A 19,532-nucleotide genomic window follows, 5' to 3' on the forward strand; every position below is an offset into this window, starting at 1 on the left:
ATTCGAGCTTCCTTGCCTATACCCGATTCAACCCCCTGGGGTGAGAGGGTCTGGCTAGGGTCACGCCGTGGCGATACCTGACTTTCAGACATTGATGCGGCCAGTGCTGGTTGCCGTTGATGGTCCGACCCCGAAGTCCCACGCGCAGATTCGCGACGTGGTCGCCCCCGTGCTCGGGGTCACCGACGAGGACCGCCAGGTGATGCTGCCCAGCGGCACCCAGGCCCTGTTCACCAACAGGGTGGCATGGGCGATCACTCACATGACTCAGGCCGGGCTACTGACCCGGCCCGAGCGGGGTCGCTATCTCCTCAGCGAAACGCGGTCGCACGGTGCTCAACGACAATCCGGAATCGGTTGATATGACCGTGCTGTCCAAATTTCCGGAGTATCAGGAGTTTCGTGCCCGCAAGAGAGGCAAGCCCGTTGAGCAGTCGGTGGCTGTGGTCGCTGATGAGGTTTCACCCAGTGAGTCAATCGGCCAGATTGTCGAGGACTCATACGACGAACTGGCGGCGGAGTTGCTCGACCGCATCCTGGCCCAACCGCCGACCTTCCTGGAGACCCTGTCGCTGAAGCTGCTGCGTGCCATGGGGTACGGCGGGAAGGAATCGCTGCTCGATCACACAGGGAAGCCAGGCGATAGTGGGTTGGACGGGATCGTGCGCCAGGATGCGCTGGCCCTCGAACTGGTCGGGGTGCCGGCCAAGCGGTTTGACAAAGGCAATACCGTGCAGCGGCCCGATATTCAAGCGTTTGTCGGGGCGCTCCAGGGCGCTCAGACGACACGCGGGGTGTTCGTGACAACGGGGAAGTTCTCGTTGGGTGCCCTGCAGTTCGCCGAGAACGTGCCAATGCGGCTGCGCCTCATCGATGGCAAGGAACTCACCCGCCTGATGGTCCGCTACAACGTCGGCGTGCAGGTCCGAGAGACGTTTGAACTGAAGCAAATCGACGAGGAGACCTTCGAGGACTAGCAGGATCGACCTCGTACCGGTTGGGCTGATATGGCCCGCGTAGCAGGTCGGCGATCTTCCAGATCAGGTTGGCATTGGTAGTTACCTGGTGTGGCCTGGCCCAGTGAGAACATCAACGGGTCTCTGCCCGGCCACCGTGTAACACGCCGCTGCGCACGGCGGCACCGTCTGTCGCGGGTTCTTCTACGATGACTCAATTAGTCGAGCCACATTCAGGGAGCGTCGATTTGGCTTACAGCGCGCTTGTTCTGCAACTACTGCTCTCGGCTCCGGGAGACCTCCCCGATGCCCATAAGTCGCAGATCCAACGGTCCATCCGGCTTTGGAACAACCAGCAGGCGCGGTTCTACGGCATTCATTTCAGCAGTGCCGATTGGAAGGAAGGTGGCACGCCTGAGTTTGGGGATTATGCCCAAGGTGTGCTGAACGAGCAGATCGTTGACGACTCAGATGCGGCTGTCGTGGTGTTCACGGATCGACTTGGAACACCCACCCGCGAGCACGAATCCGGCACAGCAGAGGAAATCGCGCTACTACGGGAAGTCGGCAAGGATGTCGCGCTCCTCCTAAACTACTGTCCTCGGCCTCCGCTGGCAGGTTCAGCCCTAGAGGAGAAGAAGCGGCTCGACACGTACATTGACAAGATCGGCAAGCAGGCATTCATCGGGCGATACGACTCTGAACAGCGCCTGGCGGAGGTCATTGGCGCGCTGTTGACACGTATTGCTGCCAAGTATCGGCGTGAGGCAGCACGGGATTTGACCACGCCCAGACCTGTAAGCGGAGTGCCCGGGGAGGACGAGCCGGAAGCCGACGCCAGAGGAGTTTGGCCGCGAATCGAGGTGACTCAATCCGTGTTAACGGACCTTCGGGGCGCTCGAACCCCGCGCCAATGGAGTCTGGTGCTGGAAAGCAACCTGGACGTCCCGGTCAACGACGTCACATTCCGGTACGAAGACGGTGACGGAAATGCCGTCGGAGACTTCGATCTGCGCTGGGACCGTCATAAAACGGTGGACGTTCTCGGGCCACGCGGGTCGGTAAGGTTCCCGATCATCCAGTCATGGGGATCCCCAAATTCCGCATTGTGTGTCGTTGAGTGGACTGACTCGGCGGGCGAACGGCGCTCGACCCGAGCAACCGTGCGTACGTAGAGGGCTACCGGTCACGCAGATAGCGGAACACTGTCGGAGAAGTAGCGGTACACAGTGGCACGGGACACTCCCAACATTTTCGCGATGTCGGTGGCCGGGATGCCCTTCTCCCGAAGTTGACGGGCTTTGGTGGCAGCGGCGTCGTCTACCTTGCGCGGGCGTCCACCCTTGCGCCCGTTCGCGGCGGCAGCGGCCAGCCCGGCGCGGGTGCGCTCAATCATGGTGTCGCGTTCAAGTTGGGCGAAGGCGGCCATGATCGTCAACATCGCTTTGCCCATCGGACCCTCGGTATGCAGACCCTCGGTGAGACTGCGGAATCCGATTCCACGGGACGTCAACTGCTCCACCACCGCGAGTACGTGTTGGGTGTTGCGACCGAGGCGGTCCAACTTCCAGACGGTCAGCACGTCGCCCTCGCGGAGGTGGTCAAGGCACGCATCGAGACCCGGTCGCTTCGCAGTCGAACCGCTGACCCCCTGATCGCGGAACACGCGCTCAACTCCGGCATCGCGCAGCCCGTGGAGTTGGAGCTTCATGTTCTGGTCGATGGTGCTGACCCTTGCGTACCCAATGACTGCCAACTACCGCTCTCGTCTCATAATCCCATAGTGATCTGGGTTTTGATACTACCAGGTTATGAGACTGGTTTTCAAGACACTCGGGGTCCGGGTTACGCCAGGTGAGAAATCGATGGCCCGCGAGTCGTCACGTTCTCATCAACCCATCGTTTTCGAGACACCCGGATCGTCCTCATGAATTCCTGGTATCTGCCGTCTTGGCCGTCGTATCGGTTCTGGCCTGATCGAGCTGGCCACCGATCCAGACTAGTTCGCGCTCATCAGTACTCCCCTATCTGGACAGGGCAGTAGTTCCAGATCGCGGCGCGTATCAGCAACGTGGCATTCTCTTCGGTCAGACCCCTGTCGACCACGGCCTGGTGCGCCGCGTTGTAGCCCCGCGTAGGGATCGCGGCGCAGGCGGTGTGCCCCTTCTCGATGGCCTCGTCGGGGGAGAAGACGCCGTAGTCGAGCATGATCCCCAGCGAAGGCGACTCCCGAAGCTGCCCGAGGTAGGAGCTGTCGACGGGCGAGAACGGTGGTCCGGGCAGCAGCGCCGCCGACCCCGAGTCCAGGAAGGCCGCGCTGGCGACAGCAGGGCACGCGGCGAGGCTGCCGATGGCGAGTGCGCCGATGGCGGCGAGTTTGGTGATAGTGATTTTCATGAGTCTCCACCGTTGTTGTTGATCGTCGGTTGTAGTACCACCGCACCTGGAGCAAGGATGCGCGTTCCGGTCCCCCTCCAGCCCGAGCGACTGGCCCTGCTCCGATTGTTACGGGTCGTTCACCCGTTTCGACACCTCGAAGCAGTCTCGGGATTCCGGTGGTTGATCGTGCAAAAGCCGTGTCTGTATGCCGACGAACTGCCATGTCGGATCGCGTAGACCGTTCCGGACTCCGCGAGTTCTTGCTCTTCCAGAGCACGGGCTTCAGCAAGTTCTTGCGCCTTCTGGGCGCGGGCCTCTGCCGCGAACGCGCGCTTATCCTTCGTCGCTACAAACCAGACGATGGCACCGACGATGGGACCGACGATGTACAGCGCCTCAAACAGCCAACCAGCGACAGTCCGCACTGTCGATGGATTGTCGGCACCAAGCTGGACGGCCAAGTAAGTGCCCAGGAGATAGGGGAAAGCCATCGCGAAGAAGACGTAGAGGGTACCGAACAATTGGACGTTTGCATCCTGTTCCGATCCTGATGATTGGCTCCTGCTCCTGGATGGTCGCCTTCTTCTCCCTGATGATCGCCTTCTTCTCCGGGGCCAAGATGTGCTAGCCGAGAACGGACCCGCACCAATCCCGATCCCGCGTGTCGAGATGCCGCCACGGAGGCCGAATGCGCCTCCACTTATCCCTATGCGCATGACTACAGGCCCGCGCTGCGAACGCCAAACTCGGCCTGGTCGGGTGTGAATCCCTCGCCGCTGGCCAGGGCTGCGTTCCCTGCTGTGGTCGCGATGTTCTTGTACTTCAACTGACTACTCATTACGTGTGTTGTTGGTGATGAACGGGGTCGACTCGACCCCTGGGCCTCATTACGCGGCGCATAGGTGCTCGGCGACCACTGCCTGCGTTCCTCGTGCGGGTGTTGCGTTCGGCCCGCTTCGGAGATCTGTCGCCGAAGAGCATCGCGGCGTTACCGCAGGTGGCGGGGATCACGAATACGTTTTTGATCCCGATGCCAACCGACTGGTGTTCGGCGCGTGTTTTTGCGGGATACCGCACGGTGACGCGCAACGGCTGTGGAATCTGGCGCCACGCATCCCCGAAGCCCGACGCTTCAGCCGCAAATATCGGGGACGCCCCGAACTGATCGACCACATCTTCGTCAGCCACGGCCCTGGTCGGAAGCATCGATCAAGACCACGTCACCACCAACGGTGTTGGACCGACGCCCTCCATCGATGACGCCCCCCAGCAGGCGCGGCGCACCGGGATCTGATCACCGTCCCGTAGCATCGTTCGACCTGTAGCCGGGTCGCGCTACTCGGGAATCCAGTCGGGCGCGCGATCACAACGGCGGGTTCGGCGAGGCGGCTCATCGCTACTGTCCGCCTGGTGGTGGTCCCGTCGCTGCTGGGCGTTCGCTAGGTCCGCAACTTCGGTGCGCTGGTCTTCATCTGTTGCTAGGCGCCAGAGTGATGGGGGGGTTGGGCGCGCGAATCGGCACGGAGCGAGTTCGGGCGCGACACCTGCTCCCATTCAAGCGATCCCAGGCCACCCGTCGGTATCTTCAACCCACCCACCACGCCACCGGGACCGTCGCCGCCGCGTCCACCAAGGAAGGGACTCCGCCGATGGCCACCACCGAACTGGCAGAACTTCTCCCCGCCGAGCGACGCCTCCTCGACACAGCTCGAGCCGGTGAATCCTGCGACCTCATCGACCCAGAAGCTGAACCCACACCTGACGAAGTCGCGGATTGGAACGATCCCGACCGCGAGATCCGCGCAGTGTTCCTTGCCAAATTGATCACCCACCGACACCCCGGCCCACATTTAGAGAAAGTCGCAATGCGAGGCGCGATCATCACCGGCAGACTCGAAGTCATCGGACCGATAGCGATCGTCGAGATCGATTCCAGGTACTGCAGATTCGACGATGATGTGAGCTTCCGCGACGAGGTGACGTTCAGCGGGCACGCGCGGTTCGACGCGGCGAGGTTCGACGGAGACGCGCGGTTCGACGCGAGGTTCAGCGGGGACGCGCGGTTCGACGCGGCGAGGTTCGACGGAGACGCGCGGTTCGACGCGGCGAGGTTCGACGGGCACGCCGGATTCGAGGCGGCGAGGTTCAACAGAGACGCGCGGTTCGACGCAGCGACGTTCAACGGGGACGCGCGGTTCGAGGCGTCGACGTTCAACGGAGACGCCGGGTTCGACACGGCGACGTTCAACGAGGTCGCCTTGTTTTACAAGGCGAGGTTCAGCGAGACCGCCTCGTTCGACGCATCGAGATTCAGCGAGGTCGCCTGGTTCCACTCGGCGACATTCAGCGCGGACGCCTGGTTCCACTCGGCGACATTCGGCGCGGACGCGCGGTTCGACGCAGCGACGTTCAACGGGGACGCGCGGTTCGACGCGGCGACGTTCAACGGGGACGCGCGGTTCGAGGCGTCGACGTTCACGGAACTGTCTTCACTGTCTCTCGATAAGACCCTTGGCGGGGTGGTGTCGTTTGAGCGGACGCGGTTCGGAGGCCCGATCAACGGTGTCTGGGCAGCACGGAGGGTCGTATTCGATGAAGTCCGATTCTTTGAGCCGGTCACTGTTCGGTTGTTCTGTCCGAGCCTGAGCCTTGTCAACGTCGAACTACGCTCGGGAGGCACACTCCAGGTACGCGGTGACATCGACGCAACCGCCGCGACGTTCGGTGCGCGAACAACGATCTCCGACCCGGGAACCGGGGACTGGAACGACTGGCTGGCCGGGCCGCATCAAAGGAGGGTCGTAGGCGGGAAAGTTTCCCACGAGGAGCGTGCCGCTCTCGCGGAACATGTTCTCTCAGCCATCGCCAAACCGACGTCGGTGTGGTCGCTTAGACGGGCGACTGTTGCCGACCTTGAGCTGTCCGCGATCGACCTCACCGACTGCCGCTTCGCTGGCGCACACGGCCTCGACAGAATGCGGATCGACAGCGCCTGCACGCTGCCCACAACCCCCACCGGCACGGGGTTCCGTCGACCTCTGCGGTTCACACGCCGGGACGCTATCGCGGAGGAACGAATCTGGCGCGAACAGCACGCGACTTGGGAGAAGGCATCAACCTCCGCGCCGGACGATCCGGTCGTTGTGGCCACCGATTCAGTGAACATGGACGACACCACCGACCCGTCCGCTCCCGACAGGGGCGCCGATACTGCTCCGCCGGACGCGACGCTGATCGCGGGAATCTACCGCTCGCTCCGTAAGGGCCTTGAGGACAGCAGCAATGAGCCTGGCGCTGCGGACTTTTACTACGGGGAAATGGAGATGCGCCGTCTCGCGCATCGCACAGCGAGCGCCACAGGACGTAAAACATCGCTCGCTGAGCACTGGCTGCTGACCGCGTACTGGGCAGTGTCTGGGTATGGCCTGCGTGCGTGGCGGGCGTTCGCTGCGATAGCTGCCCTGATAATGCTTGGCGCGATCGTATTCGCGACGGTGGGGGTGAAGGACCCTCCCGGGTCGACTCGCGAGGTGTCACTGGTGGACCGGCCCACCGGCGCGGTCTATTACGTGGACGTAGATAAGCCGTCGTTCAACTGGGGGGATGCGTTCGAGTTGGCGGGACGGAACAGCGTGGCGTTGCTACGGAACCCGAGCAACACGCCGGATCTCACCCCGATTGGAACCGCAACCGACATCGCGCTGCGGCTGTCGGTGCCCGTGCTGCTCGCGTTGGCGGTACTGGCGATTCGTGGTCGAACGAAACGCTGATAAGGCCCTACCTTTCACCAGCGGGCGCTGGCGGGTTAAGTAGCGTCGCATGCGTGGAATCGAGAGCAACAGCGTCGGAGGACTTCCGCAGCGTCGTCCTGCGGGGCGCCAACGTGGCGTCGTACAAGTTCGCGCTGGCCAAGTCGATCCTGACGCTCGCCGAGTCCGGCGCGACCTCGGCGTCACTGGAGGATCTCGCGGTTCCGTTCAGTCGCGAGCTGTGCGCGCACCTGGCCGAGGTGGATACGCAGTCCACGTCCCAGGGCAGCAGGTTCCTGGATGCCTGCCGTCACTTCAATGCCGGGGTGATCAGCGAGGACGAGCTGATCACCACGACGGCGCTGCTGGGCTTCAACAACGTCATCGACGCATTCCATGTGGTGGATCGCGCCGATGTCGGCACCCGGTTCTTCGTGGACGAACGGACCCAGACCCTGCGCGGTGTTCGGTTCACCGAGGAGCTACTGGAACTTGCCGCCGAACTCGACCGCAACAACCTGCTCCTGGCGGAGGCCGAGTCGCGCTGGCGGCTGGTGGAGTCCGCATGGGATGAAAGGCGCGCTACAGGAGCGGTTCTGCGCGTGGCGTACGACCGGCCCAGCGAGATGATTGTGCGCGGAATGCTCGGGCACCGTCGCTCCATCACCTGGGTACGTCCGGGGTTGAGCGGCTACCAGGCCAGCCGCTGCTTCTACTGCTCGGCACCGATCACCCCACTCCTTGGCCTGGATCACTCCGCCGACGTGGACCACTTCTTCCCGCACATGTTGATGGCTCGAGGCGTCCTTCTCGACCTCGACGACGTATGGAATCTCGTGCTGGCGTGTTCGGTGTGCAACCGGGGAAGTGCAGGCAAGTTCGACCGACTGGCCCACGGAGACTTTCTGGAGCGGCTGTGGGATCGCAACGAACGCCTGATCAGTAGTCACCATCCGCTGCGGGAGTCGATCATCGCCACGACCGGGCGCTCGCCCGCAGCGCGATTGAAATTCCTGCGCTCGGTGCAAACCCGCGCCACCGATTACGCCCGCGCCGATTGGAGACCGACGCAATGAGCGACGGCAAGCGCTCGTGCGCGACGGATACCCGAGCTGATCCAGCGATCCTGGACGCACAGTTAGGCGTACTCACCGTTCGTCGAGATCGCTTCCCTTGCACTGCGATCCCAGCGGCGGCGTGTAGACGGTCAGTCCGCGCGTCCTACAGAAGTGCGTCCGGTGGAGCCGTCCGCAGGCGCACCACTGCGACCCGACCAGCACGCGCCGGGGTCCGAGTCGGTGACCAGCGGGGCAATGCGTCGGGGCGTCTTTGGACCATCCACGTCGGGTTCGCCGGAATCACCAGCGCGAACATACATGGCGCTCCTCGGGTTTCAGTGGGCCGCTGACGACGGCCAGAGCCTTTTTTGGAAGCGGTTGACCAGCCCTGGATTAGGCTCCTGGACATGGGACCTGGGAAGCCACCCACCATTGTTGGCTTGGTGATCGGCTGCGCCGCCATGCTGACATTTGTCGGTTGTGAAGGAACGGAACTCGACGGCAATTCGTCAACGACCAGTTCGGCTGAAGCGAGTTCGACACCATCCGAGCAGATTCTCAATCAACCGCTCGAATACAACGGAGAAACGAGGTTCGCCTCGTTGACACTGCCCCCGTTACCGGAACTGCCTTTGCCCGACAGCGACGATGTCGGAGTATTCGAGTTCGGTGGGTCATGGGTCGGTACCCTGCGCCTACGCTCGGCATGCACCACCTCCGAGGGACACCGAAAGCAGAATCAGCCGCCGCTGTGGCGTTTCGTTGCTCAGTCCCCGATGTCCGACGATGTCTACTGGCCCAAAGTGGGAATCGACCGCTCGACCCTAGAAACAACCTCAGTCCCGATCCAGGGAAAGATCGTTTTCGAGGACACGAACGACAACCTGATCGAGGCGAGCTATGTTGATACGGCGGGTCAAGTGTGGGGGCTGTCCCAGCAGGGTGTATCGCAGATCAGCGATGACCGCCGTTCAATTTCCTTTAGCGGCATTACCTACAACGAGGAGATGTCCAGCGCACGCGGATCACGTGGGTCTATGACCGTTCGCGGCACGATTAAGTGCGCAGACCCCATGCCTACCACGCTGCCAACGCGGTGGACCGACGTGCCATGGAACTAGCGCGGCGTCAGTGGGCGATCCCGCCATCGCTTCCTGCGCTTCGGGCTGGGCCAGCATCGACTCGATCACCTCGATGACCACCGCGTCGATGGCACCACCTTTGCGGCCCAGGTAGGACAGCGCCGAGTAGCCCGACACCCAGGGCAGCGGCACCACCGGCGGGCCAGCGGGTTCCCCCGACAGCCACTTAAGGGGACGCCCGTGTCACCGCCGAGATCGAGCACCAACTTCTATCCGCACCCGCCAATGCACGCCAGGATTCGGTCACCAGTCGTCGCTCGCTTCCTCATAGCCGTTGTCCGGTTCACAGTCCTCATCGAGATCGTCGGCGTCGGTGCCGACCGTCGTGTCGAGCGCCGGGGAGTCGTCGAGCTTGTCCAGGATCTGCGACCACATCGCAGGCGGCACCGTCGTCCGGACCGCCTCGCCGATCTGGGCCACCTGTTTCTGGAGGCGGGTCAGGTCCGGTTGCGCTTGCTGGGTGTCGAGCAGTGCCTGGAGTTTCCCGGCTGCGGCGATTCCGGTGGACATCGAGATGTCGCAGGTCGATCCCCCACTCGGTGCGAGCGGAGATAAGCGCGGCCACGCCATCGATCACAGCGTCGCCACCGACGAGGACTGTCTGTCAATCTTGATAAGGAACGTCTTGAAGGTCAGCGAGGAGTCAGGGAACACTGTTGTCTCGGACGTGAAATGAGTTTTGCCGCATGCTGTCTCGGTCGCAACGACGATTTCGCGACCTGTGGATAACCGTCATCTTGACTGTTCAGTCGATTCTGACGAGATGGGCCTGGTTATCGCTCGTACGGTCGCAACGCCAGAGAGCCACATCCGACCGCCGCTTGACGGCCTCGATCAAGCCGCGTGTGCACGAGTTACCCCAAACGATGTGACCCAGCCAGTTGCCGCCACGGTCGCGCCTGAGTCCTTCGAGGTAGCGATCGAGCTGGACGAGAGTCGCGCTGGTGGCCACCAACTTGAACTCAGCCACAGCTCGGTCCGGCTCGCTGAACAGGTCGTACCGGTCTTCAGTTCCCCACCCAACCTCCGCCTGTGGTTTCTGGCGGAACATACCTTGCCATGCTTCCGTATTCAGCACGACGTCCCGCATCGGTCCTTCCAAACCCCAGACCTGACTGGCCCGGTTCCAGATCAATCCTTGGTCGGTGAAGTTCACTTCCGGCAGGAGGATCACCGGCGGAAGTGGATCGTCGAGGAGCGAGGCAATGCCTTCCGCTTGGCTGACCGATATGTTCTGGGTGCTTCGGGGCACACCCGGCTTGCCGAACAGTTTTTCCAGGCTGCCGAGCCTAGATAGCTCGGACCGAGGCAAAGGACGACGCAGGGGGCGAAATATGCAGGGTGCGGAGCGGCCAAAATTCTCGGTGGGGAAAGTCGGCCCCTGGAAGTCCACCAGTGCAGTGATTCCGTCGCCGCTCTCGTAGACGAACCCCCGCTCGCCACGGACGGTCCGCTTCAAGCAGGCCCCGATCCCCAAGGATTCCTCCCACCTCTTGGTGGGGAAGAAGTCCCAGTCTGTGTTCTCTGGTCGCCAAACCAAGAGTTGATCAGGCAGCATTCCGATGGTTCCCTGCGTCAATCCGCCCTGGGCGAGGAGAGCCTCCTCGAACTCTTGAATCTCTGCTCGGGTTGGCACTCGGCACCTCAACAATCTGTCTGCGGGATTTTGGTCAGAGCACAAGCTAGATCAGCCGTACGACAAGCACTGGACCGCCTCCAAAAATGTCCCGCAGACGGTCATCGACACCGTGCTCGCCGTCACCGGAACCCAGCTCGGCTATGGGGGGGTTAGCACGGCGCATTAGTCCCTCGACCAGCAGATGGATGCGCTGACAGCAGCGGGTGTTCACGCCGCCCGCATTTACTCGGACAAGCTGTGGGGAACTTCGACCCGCCAGCAGCGGCCTGGCTGCGCTCCTCGACTACGCAAGGCAAGGCGATGCCATCGTCGTGGTCGGTATTGACCGTCTTGGCCGCAACGCCGCCGAGGTCATGATGACGATCCGCGATCTTTGCGAGCGTGGCATCGTGCTGCGGTCAATCGCGACACCCCTTCGCGGTTGAGCAGATTCGGCGAGATGCCCCCGGCCACGCCTATGAGCAGGTACTCCAAGAATGACAACGAGGTCGGGCCGAACTCTTCCCACACCCCGACTTGCGACGAATCCCACGCGGTCGCCCAAAAGTACACAGGTCGGTGCAGCTTCGTCGTGCCGTCGATGAACAGACACTTAGCCCATGCCCGATACTTCGGCAACTTCTTGACTTCTTCATGGCCCGGTAGCACGCAAGCACTCAGGTCACCGATGTGGTAGGCGTAATTGTCTCCCCAACGAGCGAAGAACGACTTGTTCTTGTGCAGGTTGATGATGTTGGCGGACAGGTTGCCGGAGTTCTTCCCAACGGTTTCTGCCTTACCGATGTACAGAGGCACGAACCCGCCGTCCTCCTCCCACCCCATCATGTAAAGCATCCCGTCTAGATGATTGATGGCATCGCTTTCCCAGTCCCGGACTAGGTCGTCGGTGACAGACAGCACTCGCAGTCAAGAAGTCTCAGGGCGTTCGGCCGGGACGTCGCTCCGCGCTGCCCAGCGCCGTCGTTGCGCGCATCGTCGCCGATCGAGGGGCGGGGAAGTCGTTGCGCGCCATCGCCGCTGACCTCGAACGCGTCGGCATCCGCGCCGGGCAGGGGGCACGCAGTGGCGCGCGTCGAGCGTGAAGGCAGTACTCGACTCCCAGGACGCGGCAGCGCTGCGCGACTAGGCAGCGACCGCGTGATGACGGAGCGGGACGAGCGTGTACGCCTCGACCGCCAGGCCGTACTGGAAGGGGGGACGCAGCGTCGCTGCACGCGGCTGGGTGCTGACGAGCAGCCGACCGAAGGTTGGCCTACGGATCAACAGGTAACCTGATTGCCATCACGCGGCGTGTTCGACTCGGTCATCCGCCGTCCGTTCAGTTTCAAGCTTGTACGTGCAGACGGGGTGTGCGGTGGGCATCCGGTCCTGGATCGCTGCGATCGGTAACTTGCGCTCGCGCCGGCGCGAGACCACGGATACCCAAAGCGGATAGGTCGTGGATCATCTCAAAGTATTCGAGCGGCGAAACCGGTGTGTCTCCCACATTTGCGAGCGTTCGGAATCCCAGCACCACACCGCGGGGGTGTCGGTGACGGGAGCATTGTTCCCGCGCAGTCGGCGACGTTACGAGATCGAGTTGATCGCCGAATCGACAATGTCGGATGCATCGCCGAACTCTCCCAGCGGGACGATGATCGCATGCACGTCGAGGATGGAGAAAGGGAACGAGGGCGGGGCGCCGTCGCACGGCAGCCGCCATTGGCGTTCGTGTCGCCAATCGCTTCACGGTTTCTTGCCAGGTTCTGAGTTGTGGAGCTGTGTTCGAACGACCCAAGGCGTCGGCAAAGGATTACCGGAGGTACGGACTGCTTCGTATGATTCGTTGCGCGCGTACCACACTGGCCCTCCTCCACGATCGTAGATAGTGTCCTTGTTCTACGCCGCGCCGCGCCTGCCGCGGCTCTACGGCGGGGATCCTGACTTGCAGCAAGCGATCTTCGATGCGGTGAGCGCAGGCAGACTCAGCATTGTCGACGGCGCGGGGACCGAAGTTGCCGTGACCGCACCTGGGCAGGTCAACCTGACGAGTACGGGTTTGCGCATCGCGCGGCCGCAACTGGCGACCTGCCCGAATTGCGGTCAGTCGGCACACGCCGGTGCTTGTGACACAGCGGGCGTGTCAGGTGGATCTACAGCGGCAGCTGATGAGCAAGGAACCAGTGCGGGCACAGGTGCAACCGGTACCGCGACCGGTTCGGGCACTAGTGGCGGCGGTCAAGTGGCTGCGGTCGAACAGCGGATTGAGTTCTCATTCACTAGTAACCTACTAGCGGGTGCGGACGCTGCTGACCGGTACGCGGCACTCTTCAAGGCGCTCTACATGGTTCTGGACGAACGCCAGATCAGCTACCTCCAAGGCACATTGAAACTGGTCGCGGACGCGGCAGCTGTCGAGCACCTCCGGCTGCTACTCGACGACCTCGGCGTTTCCGCGACCGTCAGGGACGTCTAACGAACCGTTCGACGACACAGAATCCAACCAAGAGGTGTACGAACGGACACCTCCGAGCTCCGGGGGCCCGTGGTACTTCGGAAGAACCTGCGATAAGCGCGAGAGGCAGCACACCGCACCTTCCGGCATTGCTGACACGGCATCGACGTCGCATCGTTCCGCGGGGTACTCAAAGTCCATTGACTTAGCTCTATTTGAGCTGCCACGCGCGGATCTGCGTGGTGAGAACGTCGGTGCCCATGTGGTTCGTCCGGGCGACGTTCAGCGGTGAGATGACCTCGTTCTACAAGGCGACGTTCAGCGGCGAGGACGCCGCGTTCGCATCGCCGCCGACGGCCTCCACTCGCCGCGGCTAACCAGCCAACCGGCCATCGTCCCAGCGTGCGTATCTCCCGACTCGTAGGCACGCACATGCGGAAATAGACCGCCCGCAGCAGAGCCCGGCAGACCTAATGGAATCGTCATCGCGTCCTCCTTTCCGAGGAACAAGCCGACACTATCGACGCCTCGGCCACCGATAGCCAGGCCTCGGTCAAGGCCCTGGTTCATCGTTCGGCAATGCCTTAGCCAAACCCCTGTCAAGGGGCGTGTGCAAGATTGAGCTCGACGCAGGCGTATGTCCGTGGCGCAGCCACGATTACGTCGAACTCGCCACCGCGGAACGAGTCGACTGTTCGAATCTCCTCGACTCTGCGAATACTGCAGTGATGTCCACCGGTCAATTCGAAGAATGCCCACTACAGTCAGCACGAGCGTCAGCACCCTACTGAGGTCTCACACTCCTGAGTCTCCGGATATTTCGGGGCGGCTAAGACCGATTTGGTGCGTGTTCTCGATCGGAGGTCCTTCTGTGGCGGTTGTGGTTGGTGTGCATGGGATCGCGCAGGGGCGGTCGACGCCGGAACGACAGTTGAAGGTTTGGATCGACTCGCTGCGGCTGGGTATGGGGCGAGTTCCTAATGGTTCGGTGCCGACGTTGGCTGTTCCTTTCTACGGTTGGCTGTTCCGCGAGGGGTCTCACTACCTAAGTCCGGATGGGGAGCCGGAGGTCTTTGTCTCGGCAGAGGAGGCATTCGTCGCCGACGCGCTGGAGGAAGATCTGCGGGGTTTGTCGGAATCGGAGCTAGCCGAGTTGGACGAGAGCACGGCGACGCTGGGGCCCCCCGCAGTTCTGCCGCCGGCGTTGCTGCGCGGTGTGGCGGCGGTCGACCGCCGTTGGGGTGGTGGGAAAGGTCTGCTGCGGGTGGGGGTGTTGCGTGAGGTCTATGCGTATTTGCATCGCACAGGCGCGGGGGATGTGATCCGGCAGGCTGTCCTTCAAGAGGTGGAGGGTGAAACTCGGGTCCTTGTAGGGCATTCGCTGGGCAGTGTGGTGGTCTACGACCTCGTGCGGCGTGGCCAAGTTCCGCAGGTGACCACGCTCGTCACGTTGGGGTCGCCCTTGGGCTTGGGGACGGTGCGCCGCGCCCTCGACGTCTCGTTTGCTGGATCTGATACGGGTGCGACGAGTTGGTTCAATGTGTACGACGAGTGGGATGTTGTGACGGGTGGAAGCGGTCTAATGCCAGCAGCGCAGGAGGATTTTCCCGTCGACAACGGTCGGAGTGATCCGCACGCATTGACCCGGTATCTGCGACATGCGGAGACGGCTGCGGCCATCCTCTCGGGTGTACGGGGTTCGGCGTCGTGAGTCAAGCGGGGGCGTACCGTCGCCGCCTAGTGACGATCTCGGTGCGCGACTACCCCGACGAGCCGGAGTCCTTCGCGGCGCGGATCGACGAGCAGGTCAAGGTTCTAGTGACTTGGCTGACCGATTCCAGCCTCGGCGAACAAGCGTTTGAGCATAGCGGCGTCACCCCGAAAACCCGAGACGATATCGAGGATTTTGTTCGGATCAATCGGCTGCGTGAACTCGATCCTGCTGATGTGGTGGTTATCTACGTTACGGGGCATGGCGTGGAGAGTGGCGGAGGGCGCCATTTCTTGTTGCTCGGTGACAGTGATGAGGAGCGTCTTGCCCCAACCGCGTATCGGACGTCTGACCTGCTGGCGGCAGTGTTGGGTACCGATGCCGACCATGTGCTGGTGCTGGTCGATTCGTGCCACGCGGGCGCCGTAAACGAGGAGTGGGCGTCGTTGCGGAAGGACCTCCCCCGTAGCCGCCGCAAGCTGTCGACCTTGGGCGTGTTGGCGAGTGGCGATTTCGACGAGAAATCTCGGATCGGGGAATTCGCTTCGTTGTTGGCTCTGGTATACGAGCGTCTGCGTGGACCCGCTCAAATCGTTCACCAGTTCCTCAGCTTCTATGACCTGGTTACCGAGATCGGTGCGGTCCTGAAAGAGGATTGCAATCGAAACCTTCAGGCGCCGCTGTCGGTATGGCTGCCGAATCCGTTTCACGAACAGAGCCTCTGTCTGCCGAATCCCGGATACAGACCCCGCGTCGAGCTAGTCGAGCCGGCGCGGCAGCAGGTTGCCGTCGATTCGTCGGATTTGGATGACTACTGGGTGTCGCGTGCGAGCGGTCGCGTCGGTGCCGACGACGATACGTGGTACTTCTCGGGGCGCAAGAAACTCAACGAAGATGTGGTGTCATTCTTGCAATCCGGTTCCGGGGTGCTGGTGATCACCGGCGTTGCAGGGTCGGGAAAGTCGGCGGTGCTCGCTCGGGCGGTGACGTTGTCCGATCCGGGCTTCGTGGAGAAACACGTTGACATCATCGGCGGCGTCGACCAAGGCACTCGACCCCCGGTGCGCAGTATCGATGCTGCAGTGCTCGCCCGAGGAAAGCGCTCTGGTCAGATCATCGTTGATCTGATCATGGCTCTGGGGGGCGAGGTCGGGGCAGATGTGGATCCCGTTATTGACGATCTGCGCGGGCTGCTGACGTCCTCGGGTGTGCCGCGAACGCTGGTGATTGACGGTCTCGACGAGGCGCTGCATCCGAATCAGCTCGTCACGGATGTCCTCGTCCCGCTGATCAATCTTCGACACCCGCACACCGCGACACGAATGGTGCGGTTGCTGCTCGGCTTACGTAGCGCAAAGCCAGAGCAGGACATCGAGGTGGATGACGTGGGACGCGCGCTGGTCGACCAACTCCACTGCGCAGCAGCGGAGTTAACACCCGTTCGGCTGGAGCGAACCGACGAAGCGCCAGCGGTGACCAGGGACATCGCGGCGTATGTCGCGGCGGTGCTGCGCCGCTCGGGACCGTACGAGGACGCCTCGACCGAGGTCGTCGGCGCGGCTGCCGGCGCGGTGGCGGAGAGGGTATCGCCGTCGTTTCTCGACGCACGACTCGCCGCACAACAACTGCGCGACGCCGACATGCCGCAAGATCTGAATGACGAGGCATGGTTGGCAACGCTTACCCAGGGGACTGTGGCGTTGTTTCGGGACGATGTGGTCGACGTCGCCGCGGCCGTTGATTGCCGTGCGGTGGAGATCGTCGCGGTCTTGCGCGCGACCGCCTTCGCGTTGGGGCGCGGACTACCTTGGTCACAGGTATGGCCCGCGGTCGCGGCAGCGGTTATAGGCCGCGAGATTCCTGACGCGGACCGCGTCATCGAGGTGGTGATCGCGAGTCGGCTTAGCGGTTACCTGTCCCGGGATGTAGAAGGGGAACGGGTGGTGTACCGGCCCAACCACGAACGGTTGACCGAAACGTTGCGAGATGACGCCGCATCCCTTGTCGCGGACGCCACCGATTACGAACTGTTCGACATTGCGCGGCTGGATGACGATGCGGCGGATGTCCACCAGCGCATCACCGTCGAAATCATCAGTTCCGCAGAATATTTAGCGTCTATCCCACCAAACCCATATCTAAGGCGTTACCTGGTCGAGCACGCCTACCGGGGCGGTGTTCTCGACGACGGCCACATTCCTTCTGCGTTTATACCGTGGGAGCAGGGATCAAGAATACGGGGCAGGCTAGGACTGCCGCCCCCTTTGGACGCGGCGAGCAGTAGGCTCGCGGCGTGGGCGCGGATCGAACCCTACCTACACGACGCGGACGACATGTCACGTCATTCCAGCTACGCATTCGTCTGCGCCGCAGCAGGGTTGGATGCACACATAGACTCATCAAATCTTGCGCTGAAGCCTGTTTGGTCGAAGTGGCAACCGCCGGGAATTGTACTGGCGGCAGCCACCAACCCCGTCTTGAGTGCCGTTCCACTCCGTAGTGGACGATTCCTGCTCGCGATCGGTGACCAAGACGGGCTGCGGTTGTGGGACCCGGAATCTGCCACCCCCGTCGGCAACCACTTTCGGACCGATGGCGCGATACGGAAGTTGGCGGCAATCTCATTGCCGACTGGGCAAGTCTGGCTGGCCACCAGCGGAAACTTGGGTCAGGACGCGGTGCGTTTGTGGGATCCTGAAACCGGCCAGCAGCTAAAAGAACTCGACACCAACGGCGGTGCAGTTGAGGCGCTCACTGGTTTCTCATTGTCTGGCGGGCAGGTCATGGTGGCCGCCAGTATCAACCAAAGGGGTGTGCGGTTGTGGGATCCTGAGACCGGCGACCACTTGCGGGATCTCGACGCTGGTGGCGGCGTAGTGCGAGCCTTGGCGACGGTGACCTTGCCGTGCGGGCAAGTCCTATTGGCTGGTGGCGGCAGCATGGGGTCAAATGGTGTGCGATTGTGGGATCCCGGGACTGGCGAACAGTTGCGAGATCTCGACGCGAGCGGACTAATGGTGGGGAGTTTGGCGGCGATCTCGACGCTTGAAGGGCGAGTTCTGTTGGCAGGCGGGCTAGTTGGACATGTCGTGCGGTTGTGGGATCCAGGGACCGGGCGCCGGGTGCATGATTTCGGAGGCGACGGCGCCGGCCTGGTGGCGTTCTCGTTACCGAGCGGGCGACTCCTGTTGGCCGGCGGACAAGGTGGTCATGGTGTGCGGTTGTGGGATCCTGAGACCCGTCAGCACTTGCGAGATCTTGATGCTGGTGGCGGCGTGGTGTGGGCGTTGACGACGGTGACCTTGGCGAGCGGGCGGGTGATGTTGGTTGGCGGAGGAGGCCTAGAGCGGTATGGCGTGCAACTGTGGGATCCCGAGAAGGCACTAGTCGAAGGTCGCTCCGCCGCTGTCGCCGGCAATGGTGCGGTGGGGGCCATAGCCGCAACCTCAACACGACGTGGACGGGCGCTCTTGGCTGGGACCTTAGAGGACGTGGTTCGGATTTGGGATCCCGAGAGCGGTCAGCAGGTGCGAGATCTCGCCAGCAGCGGAGGTGTGCGGACCTTGACGCCAATCATATTGCAGAGTGGACGGGCGCTCTTGGCTGGGACCTTAGAGGACGTGGTTCGGATTTGGGATCCCGAGAGCGGTGAGCAGGTGCGAGATCTCGCCAGCAGCGGAGGTGTGCGGACCTTGACGCCAATCATATTGGAGGGTGGACGGGCGCTCTTGGCGGGAAGTTCACTGCAGTACTACCGCAGACCGCAGTCGGGGTCACTTATTTGGGATCCCGAGAGCGGCCAGCCGGTGGAAGATCTCGGCCTAAGCGGAGACGGTGCGGCGTGGTCTGAGCTGCTTACCGCAACCACCTTACCGACCGGTCGCGTGCTGTTGGCCGGTGTTAGCACGTGGACATTGCGGTCATGGGATCTCGGAACCGGCCAGGGGGCACGGGATTTCGACACTGGCGGCAGCGCGATAAAAGCCTTAACGGTCGCGAAGCTGGCAAACGGACAATTCCTGTTGGTAGGTGGATGCACGGGGGGTTTGGTGCGGTTATGGGATCTCGAAACCGGCCAGCGGGTGCGAGATCTCAAACTCGGCGGCGGCGCGGTGCGGGCGTTGGCGGCTGTTAACATGCCGACTGGCCGTGTTCTATTGGCCGCAAGTGGTACTGACGGCGTACGGCTCGTGGATCCTGAGACCGGAGGTGAGGTACTCCGGCTGGTCACAGGGAGGGCCGCCACGACGATCATTCCGGTGACTGCAGCTACGGGAATCGGATTGGCGATTTCTGGCCCGGGGGGTGTCGCATATTTCTCGCTTGATAGCGGCCTGTAGTTCGATAGCTGCTATCTTCCGGACCCCCGCGGCAAGGCGTTGCATTGCATCACCCCGAGAAGGGCCAAGTCGGTGTGCGGCCCCTCCGCCCGATCGGCCCAGACCAAGCCGCCCGAGACTGTCG

Annotated in this window: 17 protein-coding genes and 1 pseudogene; 12 read left to right on the plus strand and 6 right to left on the minus strand. The window is 62.5% G+C overall.

The features are described from left to right. Positions 1 to 67 precede the first annotated feature (67 nt). From OG921_RS16020 to OG921_RS16030, 3 genes are all read left to right on the plus strand, one after another. Entirely contained in the window at positions 68 to 361 is a 294-nt protein-coding gene (locus tag OG921_RS16020) for a winged helix-turn-helix domain-containing protein (protein WP_266113457.1), read from the plus strand. Continuing rightward, on the plus strand, positions 333 to 977 hold the full coding sequence (locus OG921_RS16025; RefSeq protein WP_266113458.1) for a restriction endonuclease: 645 nt from the start codon (positions 333 to 335) through the stop codon (positions 975 to 977). Before OG921_RS16020 ends, OG921_RS16025 begins: the two co-directional genes overlap by 29 nt. A gap of 227 nt (positions 978 to 1,204) precedes the next feature. Next, positions 1,205 to 2,131, plus strand: a complete 927-nt coding sequence (locus OG921_RS16030; protein WP_266113459.1) for a hypothetical protein — start codon at positions 1,205 to 1,207, stop codon at positions 2,129 to 2,131. 11 nt (positions 2,132 to 2,142) lie between these two features. Here OG921_RS16030 and OG921_RS16035 read toward each other — a convergent pair whose 3' ends face one another. The 3 genes from OG921_RS16035 to OG921_RS16045 form a co-directional block, all read right to left on the minus strand. Beyond that, a complete protein-coding gene (locus tag OG921_RS16035; RefSeq protein WP_266113460.1) occupies positions 2,143 to 2,712 on the minus strand; it encodes a recombinase family protein in 570 nt (189 codons plus the stop codon). Positions 2,713 to 2,969: 257 nt separating this feature from the next. Further along, positions 2,970 to 3,353 carry a DUF732 domain-containing protein gene (locus tag OG921_RS16040; RefSeq protein WP_266113461.1) on the minus strand — a complete coding sequence of 128 codons (384 nt, stop codon included), beginning with the start codon at positions 3,351 to 3,353 and terminating at the stop codon, positions 2,970 to 2,972. Positions 3,354 to 3,472: 119 nt separating this feature from the next. Further along, the gene (locus OG921_RS16045) at positions 3,473 to 3,856 is read right to left on the minus strand and encodes a hypothetical protein (RefSeq protein WP_266113462.1); all 384 of its coding nucleotides are present in this window, start codon (positions 3,854 to 3,856) and stop codon (positions 3,473 to 3,475) included. Positions 3,857 to 4,984: 1,128 nt separating this feature from the next. On the opposite strand from OG921_RS16045, the gene OG921_RS16050 reads away from it, so the two are divergent. The 3 genes from OG921_RS16050 (at position 4,985) to OG921_RS16060 (ending at position 9,263) form a co-directional block, all read left to right on the plus strand. Further along, entirely contained in the window at positions 4,985 to 7,105 is a 2,121-nt protein-coding gene (locus OG921_RS16050; protein ID WP_266113463.1) for a pentapeptide repeat-containing protein, read from the plus strand. Between the two features lie 53 nt (positions 7,106 to 7,158). Further along, positions 7,159 to 8,160 (plus strand): HNH endonuclease domain-containing protein, encoded by a 1,002-nt coding sequence (locus tag OG921_RS16055; RefSeq protein WP_266113464.1) that lies wholly within the window; start codon positions 7,159 to 7,161, stop codon positions 8,158 to 8,160. 389 nt (positions 8,161 to 8,549) lie between these two features. Continuing rightward, positions 8,550 to 9,263 (plus strand): hypothetical protein, encoded by a 714-nt coding sequence (locus tag OG921_RS16060; RefSeq protein WP_266113465.1) that lies wholly within the window; start codon positions 8,550 to 8,552, stop codon positions 9,261 to 9,263. 264 nt (positions 9,264 to 9,527) lie between these two features. Here the strand turns inward: OG921_RS16060 and OG921_RS16065 are convergent, their stop codons facing one another. Then, entirely contained in the window at positions 9,528 to 9,794 is a 267-nt protein-coding gene (locus OG921_RS16065; protein WP_266113466.1) for a hypothetical protein, read from the minus strand. On the opposite strand from OG921_RS16065, the gene OG921_RS16070 reads away from it, so the two are divergent. Further along, on the plus strand, positions 9,787 to 9,960 hold the full coding sequence (locus OG921_RS16070; protein WP_266113467.1) for a hypothetical protein: 174 nt from the start codon (positions 9,787 to 9,789) through the stop codon (positions 9,958 to 9,960). The genes OG921_RS16065 and OG921_RS16070 overlap by 8 nt on opposite strands. A gap of 69 nt (positions 9,961 to 10,029) precedes the next feature. On the opposite strand, the gene OG921_RS16075 is transcribed toward OG921_RS16070, so the two are convergent. After that, complete coding sequence (locus tag OG921_RS16075) at positions 10,030 to 10,920, minus strand: hypothetical protein (protein ID WP_266113468.1); 891 nt, start codon at positions 10,918 to 10,920, stop codon at positions 10,030 to 10,032. A gap of 184 nt (positions 10,921 to 11,104) precedes the next feature. Between OG921_RS16075 and OG921_RS16080 the strand changes: the two are divergent. Beyond that, positions 11,105 to 11,324 (plus strand): annotated as a pseudogene (locus OG921_RS16080) (recombinase family protein); the annotation flags it as partial. Here the strand turns inward: OG921_RS16080 and OG921_RS16085 are convergent. Beyond that, positions 11,275 to 11,823 (minus strand): hypothetical protein, encoded by a 549-nt coding sequence (locus tag OG921_RS16085; protein ID WP_266113469.1) that lies wholly within the window; start codon positions 11,821 to 11,823, stop codon positions 11,275 to 11,277. The pseudogene OG921_RS16080 and the gene OG921_RS16085 overlap by 50 nt on opposite strands. Before the next feature lie 967 nt (positions 11,824 to 12,790). Between OG921_RS16085 and OG921_RS16090 the strand changes: the two genes are divergently transcribed. From OG921_RS16090 to OG921_RS16105, 4 genes are all read left to right on the plus strand, one after another. Further along, on the plus strand, positions 12,791 to 13,378 hold the full coding sequence (locus OG921_RS16090; protein ID WP_266113470.1) for a hypothetical protein: 588 nt from the start codon (positions 12,791 to 12,793) through the stop codon (positions 13,376 to 13,378). A gap of 221 nt (positions 13,379 to 13,599) precedes the next feature. Next, entirely contained in the window at positions 13,600 to 13,734 is a 135-nt protein-coding gene (locus OG921_RS16095; RefSeq protein ID WP_266113471.1) for a hypothetical protein, read from the plus strand. A 554-nt stretch (positions 13,735 to 14,288) separates the two neighbouring features. Beyond that, complete coding sequence (locus OG921_RS16100) at positions 14,289 to 15,068, plus strand: hypothetical protein (protein WP_266113472.1); 780 nt, start codon at positions 14,289 to 14,291, stop codon at positions 15,066 to 15,068. A gap of 29 nt (positions 15,069 to 15,097) precedes the next feature. Then, positions 15,098 to 19,408 (plus strand): hypothetical protein, encoded by a 4,311-nt coding sequence (locus tag OG921_RS16105; RefSeq protein ID WP_266113473.1) that lies wholly within the window; start codon positions 15,098 to 15,100, stop codon positions 19,406 to 19,408. The last annotated feature ends 124 nt before the right edge of the window (positions 19,409 to 19,532 follow it).

The organism is Aldersonia sp. NBC_00410, from assembly GCF_026342035.1.
Lineage (GTDB): Bacteria > Actinomycetota > Actinomycetes > Mycobacteriales > Mycobacteriaceae > Aldersonia.